Origin of the sequence: Curtobacterium citri (assembly GCF_030362955.1) — a bacterium.
GTDB lineage: Bacteria > Actinomycetota > Actinomycetes > Actinomycetales > Microbacteriaceae > Curtobacterium > Curtobacterium citri.
Genome location: NZ_JAUCML010000005.1, coordinates 149,198 through 163,538, shown reverse-complemented (window position 1 = coordinate 163,538; position 14,341 = coordinate 149,198). Strand labels below are relative to the sequence as shown.

Sequence of the window (14,341 nt, the reverse complement as noted above, 5' to 3'; positions counted from 1 at the left end):
GGACTGGAGGCGCGGCGCCAGCTGGCACCGCGCCTCCCGTCCGTCTCGTGGTTCTGGGGTACGCTTGTGGCCGACTTCTGCGCAGTTCCACCCGCAGGAGCGACTCAGCTGAATAACGGAGGCACCTCGGTGAAGATCGATCTCGCAGTCCTGCGACTCATGGAGCGTGAACGGGAGATCCCGTTCGACGAACTCGTCCGGATCATCGAACAGGCCATCCTGACGGCGTACCAGAAGCACCGCACCGAGAACGACGAGCACGTCGACCCGCAGGCGCGCGTCGAGCTCGACCGCAAGTCCGGTGAGGTCTCGGTGTACGTGCCCGAGCGTGACGAGGACGACAACGTCGTCGGCGAGGCCGTCGACCAGCCGAGCGACTTCGGCCGCATCGCCGCCTTCGCCGCCAAGCAGGTCATCAACCAGCGGCTGCGGGACATCGGCGACGACAAGATCCTCGGTCAGTTCCGCGGCAAGGAGGGCGACATCGTCGCGGGCGTGATCCAGCAGGGTCCGAACCCGAAGATGGTGCACGTCGACCTCGGCACGGTCGAGGCGATCCTGCCGCCCGAGGAGCAGGTGCCGGGCGAGGAGTACAAGCACGGCAACCGCATCCGCGTGTACGTCACGAGCGTCGGCCGCGGACCGAAGGGCCCGCAGATCACGGTCTCGCGCACGCACCCGGGCCTGGTCCGGAAGCTCTTCGCGCTCGAGGTCCCGGAGATCGCCTCGGGCGTCGTCGAGATCACCTCGATCGCCCGCGAGGCTGGGCACCGCACGAAGCTCGCGGTGAAGGCCAACGAGCCCGGCGTCAACGCCAAGGGTGCCTGCATCGGTGAGCTCGGCGCCCGCGTCCGCGCGGTGACGACGGAGCTCGGCACCGAGAAGATCGACATCGTCGACTGGTCGTCGGACCTGTCGTCGTTCGTCGCGAGCGCGCTGTCGCCGGCGAAGGTCACGAGCGCGTTCGTGCTCGACGCCTCGACGAAGGCCGTCCGCGCCCTCGTGCCGGACTACCAGCTGTCGCTCGCCATCGGCAAGGAGGGGCAGAACGCCCGTCTCGCCGCCAAGCTCACCGGCGCGCGCATCGACATCCAGCCCGACAGCATCCTCGACGGGGACGACTGAGGGGCGGGCACCGGAGCACGTCGGGCGGTGGCCGCCGCCCGACGTGTTCCGCTGGTGGCGTGACCCGACCGGGCGCGCCGGATCGCGGTCGTCGGAGGCAAGGAGTATGGTGGTTCCCGTCAGAACGTGCATCGGCAGTCGTCGCCGTGCTCCCCGATCCTCCCTCCTCCGTGTCGTCGCCCTGAGCGACGGTCGTGTCGTGGCGGATCCGAAGGCAGTCATGCCGGGCAGGGGGGCGTGGCTCACCCCGACCGTCGAAGCCTACGAACTGGCCGTCAAGCGCCGGGCCTTCCGCCGGGCGCTCCGGCTGGATCGCGAACCCGACACGTCCGCAGTGCTCGACCACCTGCACGGCCTCGCAGCCGAGCAGTCGGGCGGACACCAGGACACGACAGAACAGGCTGAACGGCTTATGGACAACTGATGAGCGGCTCGAAGTGAGACCCGTCATCCAGTGAGTCCTGCCCCCTTCGCGGGGTGGGACCCGTGAAGGAGAACAGTGGCAAAACCACGCGTACACGAGATCGCATCCGAACTCGGTGTCGACAGCAAGACCGCAATGGAGAAGCTCAAGGAGCTCGGCGAGTTCGTCAAGGGCCCGAGCTCCAGTGTGGAACCCCCCGTCGCGCGCAAGCTCCGTGCTGCGCTGCAGGCGTCCGGCGCCTCGACGGCGTCGAAGCCCGCCGCTCCGGCGGCCCCGAGCGCCGCTGCGGCGTCCGGTGCCCCGAAGTCCGGCACCCCCCGGTCCAGCGCCCCGAAGCCCGGCGGTCCCCGCCCGGGTCCGGCGCGCCCGGCGCCCGCACCCCAGGCCGAGCCCGAGGTCCAGGCGGCACCCGCCGCCGACGTGCCCGCGCCGGCCGCCCCGAAGTCGGTCGCGCAGCGGCAGGCCGAGGCCGAGGCCGCCCGCAAGGCAGCCGAGGTCGAGAAGGCCGCCGAGGCGTCCGCGCCGAAGGGTGACGCCGTCAAGCCCGGCGGTGCCCCGAAGCCGGGTTCCGCCGCCGGTCCGAAGCCGGGTGGCCCGAAGCCGGGCGCCCGTCCCGGCAACAACCCCTACGCGTCGAGCCAGGGCATGGGCTCGCGCCCGCCGCGTCCGGGCAACAACCCGTTCGCGTCCAACCAGGGCATGGGTCAGCGTCCCGCCGGCGGTGCCGGTGGTGGCAACGGCATCCCGCGTCCGGCCCCGCCGCGCCCGGGCGTCCCGCGTCCCGGTGCGCCGCGTCCCGGTGGCCCCGGCCAGGCGAACCGTCCCAACGGCTTCGGGCAGCGCCCGGGCCAGGGTGGCGGTCGTGGCGGCCCCGGCGGTCGTCCGGGCGGTGCCCCGGGTGCCGGTGGCGGCTTCCCCCGTCCGGCCTTCAGCGGCCCGCGTCCCGCCGGTGGCGGCGGCCGTGGCCGTGGCCCCGGTGGTGGTACCGCCGGTGCGTTCGGTCGCGGTGGCGGCAAGAGCCGTGCCCGCAAGTCGAAGCGGACGAAGCGCGCCGAGTACGAGATGCGGCAGGCGCCGTCGCTCGGCGGTGTGCAGGTCCCGCGCGGCGACGGCAACACGGTCGTCCGTCTGCGTCGCGGTGCGAGCATCTCGGACTTCGCGGACAAGATCGACGCGATGCCCGGCAACCTGGTGACGGTGCTCTTCCACCTCGGTGAGATGGCGACCGCGACCGAGTCGCTGGACGAGGCCACGTTCGAGGTCCTCGGCGAGGAGCTGGGCTACAAGATCCAGATCGTCTCGCCCGAGGACGAGGACCGTGAGCTCCTCGAGGGCTTCGACATCGACATCGACGCCGAGTACGCCGACGAGGACGACTCCGTCCTGCAGCAGCGTCCCCCGGTCGTCACCGTCATGGGTCACGTCGACCACGGCAAGACCCGCCTGCTCGACGCCATCCGCAACTCGAAGGTGGTCGAGGGCGAGGCCGGCGGCATCACGCAGCACATCGGTGCGTACCAGATCGTCACCGAGCACGAGGGCATCGAGCGTCCGATCACGTTCATCGACACCCCGGGTCACGAGGCCTTCACGGCCATGCGTGCCCGTGGTGCCCAGGTGACGGACATCGCGATCCTCGTGGTCGCGGCGGACGACGGCATCATGCCCCAGACGATCGAGGCGCTGAACCACGCCCAGTCGGCCGGTGTGCCGATCGTGGTCGCGGTGAACAAGATCGACAAGGAGGGCGCGAACCCGGCGAAGGTCCGGCAGCAGCTCACCGAGTACAACCTGGTGGCCGAGGAGTACGGCGGCGACGTCATGTTCGTCGACGTGTCGGCGCGCAACAACGTCGGTATCCAGGACCTCCTGGACGCGGTGCTGCTCACGGCGGACGCGGGGCTCGACCTGCGTGCGAACCCCGACAAGGACGCCCGCGGTGTCGCGATCGAGGCCCGACTCGACAAGGGTCGCGGTGCGGTCGCCACGGTGCTCATCCAGTCCGGCACGCTGCACGTCGGTGACGCCATCGTGGCGGGCACGGCCTACGGCCGGGTCCGTGCGATGACCGACGAGAACGGTGTGGCGGTCAAGGCCGCGACGCCGAGCCGTCCGGTGCAGGTGCAGGGTCTGTCGTCGGTGCCGCGCGCCGGTGACACCTTCCTGGTGACCGAGGAGGACCGTACGGCCCGCCAGATCGCCGAGAAGCGTGAGGCCGCCGAGCGCAACGCCCAGCTGGCCAAGGCCCGCAAGCGCATCTCGCTCGAGGACTTCACCCGCGCACTCGAAGAGGGCAAGGTCGACTCGCTCAACCTCATCATCAAGGGTGACGTCTCCGGTGCCGTCGAGGCACTCGAGCAGTCGCTCCTGGACATCGAGGTCGACGACAGCGTCCAGCTCCGCATCCTGCACCGCGGTGTGGGCGCGATCACGGAGTCGGACATCGACCTGGCCACGATCGACAACGCGATCGTCGTCGGCTTCAACGTCCGTCCGGACGTCAAGGCCCGCGAGCGTGCGGCCCGCGAGGGCATCGACGTGCGCTTCTACTCGGTCATCTACAACGCACTCGAGGACATCGAGCAGTCCCTCAAGGGCATGCTCAAGCCCGAGTACGAAGAGGTCCAGTCGGGTGTCGCCGAGATCCGCGAGGTGTTCCGCTCCTCGAAGTTCGGCAACATCGCGGGTGTCATCGTCCGCTCCGGCACGATCACGCGCAACGCCAAGGCGCGCGTCATCCGTGACGGTGTGGTGCTCGCCGACGGCCTGGCCATCGAGTCGCTGCGTCGCTTCAAGGACGACGTCACCGAGGTCCGCACGGACTTCGAGGCCGGTATCGGTCTGGGCAAGTACAACGACATCCAGATCGGTGACGAGATCGAGACCACCGAGCTCGTCGAGAAGCCGCGCGACTAGTTCCACGGTTACCCTGGGCCCCGGCCTCCTTCACGGGAGGCCGGGGCCCGTCCCCGTTCCACGCACGACGTTCATCTCCACAGGAGGACCCCCATGGCCGATCCGCAGCGCGCACGCAAGATGGCGGACCGCATCAAGGAAGTCGTCGCTCGACGGCTCGACAAGGGCCTGCGTGACCCGCGTCTCGGCTTCGTCACCATCACCGACGTCCGTGTCACCGGTGACCTGCAGCACGCGTCGGTGTTCTACACCGTCTACGGCTCCGACGAGGAGCGCGCCGACTCCGCTGCGGCGCTGAAGGCCGCGACGGGCATGCTCCGCAGCGAGGTCGGCAAGAACATCACGGCCCGGCTCACGCCGTCGCTCGAGTTCATCGCCGACGCCCTGCCGGAGACGTCCGCGCACATGGAGGACCTGCTCGCGCAGGCCCAGGTCCGTGACGCGCAGGTGCGGGCCGCCTCGGCCGGCGCCCAGTACGCCGGCGACGCCGACCCGTACAAGCACGACGACGAGGACGAGGACGACGAGGACGAGGCGCGCGCCTAGTCCTCACTCACTCGCTCGTTCACGCACTCGGGAGCGTGTACCCACCCGCATCGTCGCCGACGGCCAGTCCGTCGCGGAGCAGCGAGGTGAGTGCACGCTCCCGCTGTGCGTCGTCGGGCCAGACGAGGTCGATGTCGGAGCGCAGAACCGGCACGTCGCTCGACCGCAGCTCGGCCATGATCAGGCCCCGCACCTGCCGGTCGCTCCCCGCGAACCGCGCCTGCTTCGGGGCCCGCGGCCCGTCGTGCTCGGGGTAGCCGGCCGCCCGCCAAGCGCACCGGTCGGCGATCGGGCAGGCGTCGCACGCGGGGGAGCGGGCGACGCAGACGAGCGCACCGAGCTCCATCGCCGCGGCGTTCGTCGCGGCGGCGTCGGCACGGTCCGCCGGCAGCACCGACTCCATGAGCGGCAGGTCCTGCTTCGCCTTCGCGGGGCCCGGCTCGGCTTGGCCGAGGACCGCGCGGGCGAGCACCCGGCGGACGTTGACGTCGACGACCGGGTGCCGGTCGCCGTACGCGAAGACCGCCACCGCCCGCGCGGTGTAGTCGCCGATCCCGGGGAGTGCGAGCAGGGCGTCGACGTCGCGCGGGACGACGTTGTCGTGCCGCTCGGCGATCGCCGTCGCGGCCGCGTGGAGCGCGAGGGCGCGCCGCGGGTAGCCGAGCCGGTCCCAGGCGCGCACCGCGTCCGCCGGGGGTGACGCCGCGAGGTCTGCAGGGGTCGGCCAGCGGATGAGCCACGCCTCCAGTCGGGGGACCACCCGCGCCACCTGCGTCTGCTGCAGCATGATCTCGCTCACCAGCGTGCCCCACGCGGGGAAGCCGGGGCGGCGCCAGGGGAGGTCCCGCGCCTCGGCGCGGAACCAGGCGACGAGCGGGGTGGCGAGGTCGGGGCGGGTCGCGCCCGTCGTGTCGTCGGCGGTCGTCGCGTCGTCCACGACTGCCGTGTCGTCCACGACTGCCGCGTCGTCCACAGACGGCCGGGAGGCTGCGCTCGCGTTCACCACGACAGCCTACGGTGGGTGCATGGCACGCTGGGCACCGCAGGAGACCGACACGATGGCTGCGATCGCGGGCGAGGTGATCGCGCAGGTCGGGACGAACCGCACCGTCGTCGGCATCGACGGGCAGGAGGGCACCGACCTCGAGCGCGTCGCCGCCGCACTGGTCACGGGCTTCCAGCAGCACGGCGTCTCCGCGATGGCCGCGGCCGCTCCGTCGCCCGATGCGGACGTCCTGCGCTCGGACGTCGTCACGCCGTTCCGGACGACGGGTGCGGGCGAGGGCGTCCTGGTCGTGCACGGACAGGGGCTCCTCGCAGCGGGCGCCCGGGGCCTCTGGCGCTGGTCGCTGTGGGTCGAGCAGGAGGCCGGCCGTCTCGAGCGTCGTGCCGACGTGAAGATCGCCGCGTCCGCGGTGCTCGACGTCACCGACCCGGAGCACCCCCGTCGCGAGTGGAACGACGCCTGCTGACGCAGGAGGTCCCGACGCGGTCTCCCGCGCCCGCTCCGGTGCGGGCGGCGCTGGTACCCTCGTCCGGTGCTCGCTACCGCGCCTGACGGCATCCTCCTCGTCGACAAGCCGCAGGGCATCTCCAGCCACCGGGTCGTCTCGATCGCACGACGGCGGCTCGGGCTGAAGAAGATCGGGCACGCGGGCACCCTCGACCCGATGGCGACGGGGCTCCTGCTCCTCGGCGCCGGTCCCTCGACCCGGTTGCTCACGCACCTGGTCGGTCTCGGCAAGACCTACACCGCGACGATCCGGCTCGGCATCGGCACGGACTCGGACGACGCCGACGGCACGCCGACCTCCGTGACGGGCGTCCTCGACGCCGACGTGTCCGAGGACGCGATCGAGCGGGCGGTCGCCGCCCAGCGGGGCGTCATCGACCAGGTGCCGTCGACCGTCAGCGCGATCAAGGTCGACGGCCGTCGGGCGTACGACCTCGCGCGGAAGGGCGAGGAGGTCGTGCTGCGCTCGCGCACGGTGACCGTGTCGCGCTTCGACGTCACCGGTCGGACCGACCACACGATCACGGTGGACGGCACCGAGGTGACCGTGGTCGACCTCGACGTGGTCGTCGACTGCTCGTCGGGCACCTACGTCCGCGCTCTCGCCCGTGACGTCGGGGCCGCGCTCGGCACCGGCGCCCACCTCGTCGCGCTCCGGCGCACGGCCGTCGGGCCGTTCGACGTGACGGACGCGGTCGACCTCGAGGACGACGACGTCGACGTCGCCGGGGCGCTCCAGCGACCGGCCGACGTCGCCCGACGGCTGTTCGACGTCGTGACGCTCGACGCGGCGGCCGCGAAGGACCTGACCGACGGCAAGCGGGTCGCCGCCGACCACCCGGACAGCGACGGTCCGGTGGCCGCGATCGCCGGGGGCGGGGACCGCCTCGTGGGCCTCGTCTCCGTCCGACGCGGACTCCTCCGGGTCATCACCAACTTCCCGGCGCCGTCCGTGCCGGGGCCGAGCGCAGGGACAGACGCGTGATCGAGTGGTTCATGTGGGTGCAGCTCACCGTCGCCGTGGTGGCAGGGCTGTTCGCCGTGGTCGTCGGGCTGATCGGGTGGAAGCCGAACGACTACACGGTCGGATCGCTCGCGCTCATCGAGCTGCTGCTCGTCGCACAGGGCGTGGTCTCGCTCGTCCTCCCCGCGGTCGGCAGCCCGCCGCAGGGCAACGGACTCGAGTTCGGCGTGTACGCGGTGTCGGTGCTCCTGGTGCCGCCCGCCGCGATCCTGTGGGCGCTCGTCGACCGCACGCGGTGGAGCACGGTGGTCCTCGGCGCCGGGGCGTTCACCGTCGCGGTGATGGTCTACCGCATGTACCAGATCTGGTTCGCCCTGAACTGATCCACGGCTGCTGCCGGCCGTCCGTCCGCGACGACACCGGCGTCCGCGGGCGTCGTCGGCCGTCGGTAGACTCGACGCCGTGGCGAACAGATCCTCCCTCGCGACCGGCGTCGGCCGGGTCCTCATCGCCGTGTACGGCATCCTCGCCCTGGCGGCGACCGGGCGGAGCGTCGTCCAGATCATCGAGAAGTTCTCGTTCGCTCCGTTCGCGTACACGCTCAGCGCGGTGGCGGCCGTCGTCTACATCGTCGCCATGATCGCGCTCATCGTGCCCGGGCGGGCGTGGTACCGCGTGGCCTGCGTGACGATCGGCTTCGAGATGGCGGGGGTCCTCGTCGTCGGCACGCTGTCCCTGGTCGACCGGCAGCTGTTCCCGGACGACACCGTCTGGTCGTACTACGGCCTCGGGTACGTCTTCGCGCCGCTCGTGCTGCCGATCGCCGGCCTGTGGTGGCTGCGCAAGCACCACCGCGCTGCCGCCGCGGAGCCGACGCACGCCACCGTCACGGCCGGCGAGTAGGGGCGGGGCCGTGCAGTTCTACGACGACATCGCCGACGTGGCGCAGGGCTTCGGTCCGAGCGCGGTGACGATCGGCAAGTTCGACGGTGTGCACGTCGGTCACCGTGCGGTCATCGCGCACCTCGAACGGGCCGCCCGCGAACACGACCTGGTGTCGACCGTCGTGACCTTCGACCGGCACCCGCTGAGCGTCATCGACCCGGACCGCGTGCCGCCGGCGCTCACGAGCACGGCGCAGCGGCGGGAGCTGCTCGAGGGCATCGGCGTCGACGCGATGCTGCTGCTGCGCTTCGACCAGGACCTGCAGTCTCGGGCACCCGAGGCGTTCGTCTCCGAGATCCTCGTCGACACCCTGCACGCCGAACTCGTGTTCGTCGGCAGCGACTTCCGCTTCGGTGCACGCGGCGCCGGGGACGTCGCCCTGCTGCGGCAGCTGGGCGAGCAGCACGGCTTCCGGGTCGAGCTCATCGACGACGTGGACCTGCGTGACGACGTCCGGGCGGCCGACGAACGGCGGGTGTCCTCCACCTGGATCCGCGAGCTCCTCGGTGGCGGGCGTGTGGCCGAGGCCGCGCGACTGCTCGGTCGCGAGCACGCGGTGCGGAGCACGGTCGTGCACGGCAACCAGCGCGGCCGGGCGATGGGGTACCCGACGGCGAACCTCGACCCGGCGTGCGAGGGGTTCGTCCCCGCCGACGGTGTGTACGCCGCACGGGTGCTGCACGACGGCACGGTCTACCCGGCTGCCGTGTCGGTCGGCAACAACCCGACGTTCGAGGGTGTGCCGGCGAAGCAGATCGAGGCGCACCTGCTCGACGTCGACATCGACCTGTACGACGACACCATCTCGGTGCTGTTCGTCTCGTACGTCCGGGGCATGGTGGCCTTCTCGTCGATGGACGAACTCGCGGCGCAGATGCGGCAGGACGACCTGGACATCCGGCTGCTGCTCGGGATGGCTGCGCCGGTCCAGTAGCACCCGCCGCACGACGGAAGGCACCTCGCGCCACGTGTTCACGTGGTGCCAGGTGCCTTCGGTCGTGCGGGAGCGGATCGGACCGCGTGCGCTGGTGCCCGATCAGCCGCCGAGCGCGTCCAGCCAGATCTTGCGCGCGTCGAGGGCTTCCTGCGCCTCCTTGATCTTGCGCGCGTCGCCCGATGCCTGCGCGGCCTCGAGCTCCGACTGCAGCTTGCCGATGGCGTCCTCGAGCTGGCTCGCGAGCCCCGTCTGCCGGGCCTTGCGCTCCGGGTCGGATGCCTTCCAGTGCTCGTCCTCGAGGCTGCGCACGTGGTCCTCGACGGCGCGGAGCCGGTCCTCGATGCGACGGACGTCGCCACGCGGGACCTTCCCGATCTCGTCCCAGCGACGCTGGATGTCCGTCAGGGTGCGACGGGCAGCGACCCGGTCCCGCTGCTGCAGGAGCGGCTCCGCCTCGGTGATGAGGGCCTGCTTCGCGACGAGGTTGGCGGAGTACTCCTCGTTCTCCACCGCGACCTCGGCGTGACGCTGTTCGAAGAGGACGTCACCCGCGGCCTTGAACCGGGCCCAGAGGGCGTCGTCGTGGCGCTTGCCGGCGCGACCGGCACGCTTCCAGTCGTCGAGCAGTTCCCGGTAGGCGGGGATGCCGTCGGACCCACGGGTCGACAGCGCCTCGGCCTGCTGGACGAGCTCCTGCTTGCGGTTGCGGGCGTCGCGGTGCTGCGCGTCGAGTTCCGAGTAGAACGCACGGCGGTGCTGGTCGACGGTCGAACGCGCCGCGCGGAACCGCTTCCAGAGCTCGTTCGCCTCGTTCTTCGGGAGGCGCGGGCCGTCGTGCTGGTGCTGCTGCCAGCGGGCGAACACGTCGTCGAGTTGCGCGGTGATCTGCTTCCACTGCGCGCGCGCCGGGTCGACGGCGGCGAGGGACTCGGCCTCGTCCACCAGTGCCGCGCGGTACGCGAGCGCGTCGGTGAGCGCCTGCTGGGCCTGGGCGGCCTGTTCCTGCGTGAGCGAGCCGAGCTGCTCGGACAGGGCGGCCACGCGCTTCTCGAGCGACTGCAGGTCGCCGACCACGCGGGCCTCCGACACCTGCGTGCGGAGGTGCTCCACGGTGCGGGCGACGTCGTTCGCCGAGGCGCCGCGCTGCACACGCTGCTCTGCGATCTTCACCTGCCCCTCGAGGTCGGCGTACTTGCGCGCGAAGTACGCGAGGGCCTCGTCCGGGGTGGCATCGGGGTACTCACCGACCGCCTTCTCGGTGTCCTCGTACCGGACGTACACCGTCCCGTTCTCGTCGACCCGGCCCCAGGTCGTTGCTTCGTCAGGTCCCACAGGTCTCGCCTCGATCGTGGTAGTGCATCGCCGACGTCCCCGTCGGCACGGTCAGGTCGTCAGCCTATTGCACAGGAGGGCGGTCGGGACCAGCGGCGCGTGCGGCCTGTGGACGACGCGCCGACGACCGGGGCGCTAGTCGGCCTTCCGGATGGTCGCACCGGTGATCGTGGTCGCGACCTCCGGCTCCCCGGTGCCGTCCGAGCCCGCCGACCGGATGCCCTTCGAGGTGATCCGCGACTCGAGGTCGTCGAGTCCGCTGGTGACCTTGCCGACGACGGTGTACCCGCCGGTCGACCCGTCGAGGGTGGTGTCCCCGTAGACGATGAAGAACTGGGTGGACTGCGAGTACGGCGACGCGCCTCGGGCGATCGCCAGCGTGCCCGCCGGGTACTCCCCGTCGCTCGGCACGTTCTCGAGCGGCCCGTACTCGAACCCGGCGTCGCCCGTGCCGTCGCCGTTCGCCGAGCCGCACTGGAGGAACCGGAAGCCCTTGCTGTCGGCGAGCCGGTGGCAGGTGGTGTCCCGGTAGAACTGCTTGCGGATGAGGTCGATCTCGACGCTCGCCGCCTGCGGGGCCGCCGCGCCGTCGAGCTCGATCCCCAGTCGGACGTCCTCGTTCAGGGTGAGCGTGCCGGTCCAGCGCTTCCCATCGGCGATGTCCTTGCTCGGCACCTCTCCCATGTTGCCGGCCGTGGCGCTGGCGGAGGGCGTGGGCGTCGAGGTGGCCGACGCGGACGCATCGGTGTCGCGGGGGGCCTGCGCACCGGCGAACGCCAACTGCGACCCGGTCGCGAGTGCGGCGACCAGCACGAGCACACCGACCCCGACCACGTCGTCCCGCCGACGACGGCGACGCTGCCGCTCGTGCAGGCCCTGACGGGCCTGGTACAGACGGAGACGCTCACGCGCCTCACGGTTGTCACGCGCCTGGTTCTTCGGTGCCACGGTGCTGATCGGACCTCTCGTCGACTGTGCCGACGAGCGTAGCGGAACCGGTCGTGCGCCCGGCCGGGAGGCACGCGGCAGGTCGGTGGGTCGGCCTACGATCGACACATGGCAGCGGACAGATCGGGCATGCGTGCGCCCACCACCGGCGGTCGCGCCGGGCTGGCGCAGGGTTCCGTCCCGCTCGCGGTGCGGATGCGTCCGACCAGCCTCGACGAGGTCGCCGGGCAGCAGCACCTGCTCGGCCGGGGGAGTCCGCTCGTGCAGCTCGCCACGGGGACGCGCGAGAACCCCGGCGGGGTCTCCGTGATCCTCTGGGGACCGCCCGGCACCGGCAAGACGACGCTCGCGCAGGCCATCGCCCGGCAGTCCGGTCGCGAGTTCGTCGAGCTCTCCGCCGTCACCGCCGGTGTGAAGGACGTGCGCGAGGTGATGGAGAAGGCACTCACCCACCGCGACCTCTACGGGTCGACCACGGTGCTCTTCCTCGACGAGATCCACCGCTTCAGCAAGGCCCAGCAGGACGCCCTGCTGCCGGGCGTCGAGAACGGCTGGGTGATCCTCATCGCGGCGACGACCGAGAACCCGTCGTTCTCCGTCATCTCGCCGCTGCTGTCCCGCTCGCTCCTGCTCACCCTGCAGCCCCTGACCGACGAGGACCTCGGCATGCTCGTCGACCGCGCGGTCGAGGACCCCCGCGGCCTCGGCGGGTCCGTGGTGCTCGGCGACGACGCACGCTCGGCGATCGTCCGGCTCTCCTCCGGGGACGCCCGACGCGCACTCACCGCCCTCGAGGCCGCCGCGTCGTCGGCCGTCGCCGCCCGCGCCGGCGACCCGGAGGGGGACGACGAGGACGGCGACGCGCCGCTCGACGGCGTCGAGACGGTTCCGCTGGTCGACGCGGACACGGTCGCCGCGGCCGTGGACCGCGCCCTGCTGCGCTACGACCGGCAGGGCGACGAGCACTACGACGTCATCAGCGCGTTCATCAAGTCCGTGCGGGGGAGCGACGTCGACGCGGCGCTGCACTACCTCGCGCGCATGATCGAGGCCGGCGAGGACCCGCGGTTCATCGCGAGGCGGATCATCATCTCGGCGTCGGAGGACATCGGGATGGCCGATCCGCAGGCCCTGCCGATCGCGGTCGCGGCGGCGCAGGCCGTGCAGCTCATCGGGATGCCCGAGGGGCGCATCCCCCTGGCGGAGGCCGTGGTGTACCTGGCGACGGCGCCGAAGTCGAACGCCGCGTACAACGGTGTGAACACCGCGATCGCCGACGTCCGTGCCGGGCGGATGGGCGTGGTGCCGACGCACCTGCGGGACGCGCACTACCCGGGAGCCAAGCGCCTCGGCCACGGCAAGGGCTACGTGTACTCGCACGACGCCGAGCACGGCGTGGCGCGGCAGCAGTACCTGCCCGACGTGCTCGAGGGCACCGAGTACTACGCCCCGACCGGCAACGGCTTCGAGCGCGAGCTCGGCCCGCGGGTCGAGCGGCTCCGGAAGATCACCCGCGGCGAGTAGGTCCCCACCCGAGATCCTGCTACCATTGCCGAGCCTACGTCCTGGTCCTCGTGTGCGGCTGCGCCGAGGACACAGTCCCACTCCGGTGGGACGGGGGCAGAGGTTCGGACTGTAGCCGTCCGATCCCACAGGCTCATCCCTCTGGATCCCGTCGCCGGGACCGCGCGTACTCGTGCGCACGGTGCCCGTCGAGTCATTCAGTTCAGACAGAGAAAAGGACCCTGTGTCTACCAAGTCACGCACCCGCAGCAAGACCCGCCTCTCGCGCGCGCTCGGCATCCCGCTGACGCCGAAGGCGGCCCGCTACCTCGAGAAGCGCCCCTACGGCCCCGGTGAGCACGGCCGCACCCGCCGTCGTGCGGACAGCGACTACGCCGTCCGTCTCCGTGAGAAGCAGCGTCTGCGCGCCCAGTACGGCATCCGCGAGAAGCAGCTCCGCATCGTCTTCGAAGAGGCCCGCAAGACGAAGGGCCTGACCGGTGAGAACCTGGTCGAGCTCCTCGAGCAGCGCCTCGACGCCCTCGTGCTCCGTGCCGGCTTCGCCCGCACCACCGCGCAGGCGCGCCAGCTGATCGTGCACCGTCACATCCTGGTCGACGGCAAGCTCGTCGACCGCCCCTCCTTCCGCGTGAAGGAGGGCCAGATGATCCACGTCAAGCAGCGCTCCGAGTCCCTCGAGCCCCTCCAGGTCGCCGCCGCCGGTGGTCACCTCGAGGTCCTGCCGAAGGTCCCGGGCTACCTCGAGGTCGAGATCGAGAAGCTCCAGGCCCGCCTGGTCCGTCGCCCGAAGCGCGCCGAGGTCCCCGTGACCTGTGAAGTGCAGCTCGTCGTCGAGTACTACGCAGCTCGCTGATCGTCCGATCACCCCGAACGGCGGGTCGTCCTCTCAGGAGGGCGGCCCGCCGTTCCGCGTTCCCGGAGTCGTCGCGCCACTACACTCGTCTGGGCACGCACCGCCAGCGTGCGCGAGCAGGGGAGGCACCGTGAAGCAGCTGTTCTTCGTCGCCGTCGGCATCGTGATCGGCTTCGCCGCAGCGCACCGGATCGCGAACACCCCGGGCGGGGCACGCTTCTTCGCGGACGTCAACGACCGGACGAAGGCCTTCACCGGCGCGGTCGCCGACGGGTACCGCTCGCGCGAGGCCGAACTCCGCACCGACAGCTGAC

15 protein-coding genes are annotated in these 14,341 nt (G+C 71.6%); 12 read left to right on the top strand and 3 right to left on the bottom strand.

Going from position 1 to position 14,341, the window contains the following annotated elements; translation table 11 throughout:
• The first annotated feature begins 129 nt into the window (after positions 1–129).
• From nusA to rbfA, 4 genes are all read left to right on the top strand, one after another.
• A complete protein-coding gene (nusA, locus tag QUG92_RS09600; RefSeq protein ID WP_069710778.1) occupies positions 130–1,125 on the top strand; it encodes a transcription termination factor NusA in 996 nt (331 codons plus the stop codon).
• Positions 1,126–1,231: 106 nt separating this feature from the next.
• Positions 1,232–1,549 carry a YlxR family protein gene (locus QUG92_RS09595; protein WP_069710779.1) on the top strand — a complete coding sequence of 106 codons (318 nt, stop codon included), beginning with the start codon at positions 1,232–1,234 and terminating at the stop codon, positions 1,547–1,549.
• 75 nt (positions 1,550–1,624) lie between these two features.
• Positions 1,625–4,465, top strand: a complete 2,841-nt coding sequence (gene infB / locus QUG92_RS09590) for a translation initiation factor IF-2 (RefSeq protein ID WP_069710780.1) — start codon at positions 1,625–1,627, stop codon at positions 4,463–4,465.
• A gap of 93 nt (positions 4,466–4,558) precedes the next feature.
• Positions 4,559–5,011: a 30S ribosome-binding factor RbfA gene (gene rbfA, locus QUG92_RS09585; RefSeq protein ID WP_289458836.1), complete on the top strand. Its 453-nt coding sequence runs from the start codon at positions 4,559–4,561 to the stop codon at positions 5,009–5,011.
• Between the two features lie 19 nt (positions 5,012–5,030).
• Here the strand turns inward: rbfA and QUG92_RS09580 are convergent, their stop codons facing one another.
• Entirely contained in the window at positions 5,031–5,948 is a 918-nt protein-coding gene (locus QUG92_RS09580) for an HhH-GPD family protein (RefSeq protein WP_289458934.1), read from the bottom strand.
• Between the two features lie 88 nt (positions 5,949–6,036).
• Between QUG92_RS09580 and QUG92_RS09575 the strand changes: the two genes are divergently transcribed.
• The 5 genes from QUG92_RS09575 to QUG92_RS09555 all read left to right on the top strand — a co-directional run bounded on the left by QUG92_RS09575 (position 6,037) and on the right by QUG92_RS09555 (position 9,367).
• Positions 6,037–6,483, top strand: a complete 447-nt coding sequence (locus QUG92_RS09575) for a hypothetical protein (RefSeq protein ID WP_182046823.1) — start codon at positions 6,037–6,039, stop codon at positions 6,481–6,483.
• Between the two features lie 66 nt (positions 6,484–6,549).
• Positions 6,550–7,509: a tRNA pseudouridine(55) synthase TruB gene (gene truB / locus QUG92_RS09570; protein ID WP_289458835.1), complete on the top strand. Its 960-nt coding sequence runs from the start codon at positions 6,550–6,552 to the stop codon at positions 7,507–7,509.
• The gene (locus QUG92_RS09565; RefSeq protein ID WP_182046821.1) at positions 7,506–7,871 is read left to right on the top strand and encodes a hypothetical protein; all 366 of its coding nucleotides are present in this window, start codon (positions 7,506–7,508) and stop codon (positions 7,869–7,871) included. Before truB ends, QUG92_RS09565 begins: the two co-directional genes overlap by 4 nt.
• A 79-nt stretch (positions 7,872–7,950) precedes the next feature.
• The gene (locus tag QUG92_RS09560) at positions 7,951–8,391 is read left to right on the top strand and encodes a hypothetical protein (protein WP_182046820.1); all 441 of its coding nucleotides are present in this window, start codon (positions 7,951–7,953) and stop codon (positions 8,389–8,391) included.
• A gap of 10 nt (positions 8,392–8,401) precedes the next feature.
• A complete protein-coding gene (locus QUG92_RS09555) occupies positions 8,402–9,367 on the top strand; it encodes a bifunctional riboflavin kinase/FAD synthetase (protein ID WP_182046819.1) in 966 nt (321 codons plus the stop codon).
• A gap of 102 nt (positions 9,368–9,469) precedes the next feature.
• Here the strand turns inward: QUG92_RS09555 and QUG92_RS09550 are convergent, their stop codons facing one another.
• On the bottom strand, positions 9,470–10,702 hold the full coding sequence (locus tag QUG92_RS09550; protein ID WP_182046818.1) for a DUF349 domain-containing protein: 1,233 nt from the start codon (positions 10,700–10,702) through the stop codon (positions 9,470–9,472).
• 135 nt (positions 10,703–10,837) lie between these two features.
• Entirely contained in the window at positions 10,838–11,650 is an 813-nt protein-coding gene (locus QUG92_RS09545; RefSeq protein ID WP_289458834.1) for a peptidylprolyl isomerase, read from the bottom strand.
• A 108-nt stretch (positions 11,651–11,758) separates the two neighbouring features.
• Here QUG92_RS09545 and QUG92_RS09540 point away from each other — a divergent pair, with 108 nt between their 5' ends.
• The 3 genes from QUG92_RS09540 to QUG92_RS09530 all read left to right on the top strand — a co-directional run bounded on the left by QUG92_RS09540 (position 11,759) and on the right by QUG92_RS09530 (position 14,340).
• Entirely contained in the window at positions 11,759–13,174 is a 1,416-nt protein-coding gene (locus QUG92_RS09540; protein WP_411469361.1) for a replication-associated recombination protein A, read from the top strand.
• Positions 13,175–13,397: 223 nt separating this feature from the next.
• On the top strand, positions 13,398–14,027 hold the full coding sequence (rpsD, locus tag QUG92_RS09535) for a 30S ribosomal protein S4 (protein ID WP_066654559.1): 630 nt from the start codon (positions 13,398–13,400) through the stop codon (positions 14,025–14,027).
• 130 nt (positions 14,028–14,157) lie between these two features.
• Positions 14,158–14,340, top strand: a complete 183-nt coding sequence (locus QUG92_RS09530) for a hypothetical protein (RefSeq protein ID WP_069710788.1) — start codon at positions 14,158–14,160, stop codon at positions 14,338–14,340.
• Position 14,341 lies beyond the last annotated feature (1 nt).

What these genes read in the sequence shown, in the direction of transcription:
- QUG92_RS09595 (WP_069710779.1), top strand. Translation starts at nt 1,232, where the DNA reads ATGGTGGTTCCCGTCAGAACGTGCATCGGCAGTCGTCGCCGTGCTCCC.
- rbfA (WP_289458836.1), top strand. Translation starts at nt 4,559, where the DNA reads ATGGCCGATCCGCAGCGCGCACGCAAGATGGCGGACCGCATCAAGGAA.
- QUG92_RS09575 (WP_182046823.1), top strand. Translation starts at nt 6,037, where the DNA reads ATGGCACGCTGGGCACCGCAGGAGACCGACACGATGGCTGCGATCGCG.
- QUG92_RS09540 (WP_411469361.1), top strand. Translation starts at nt 11,759, where the DNA reads ATGGCAGCGGACAGATCGGGCATGCGTGCGCCCACCACCGGCGGTCGC.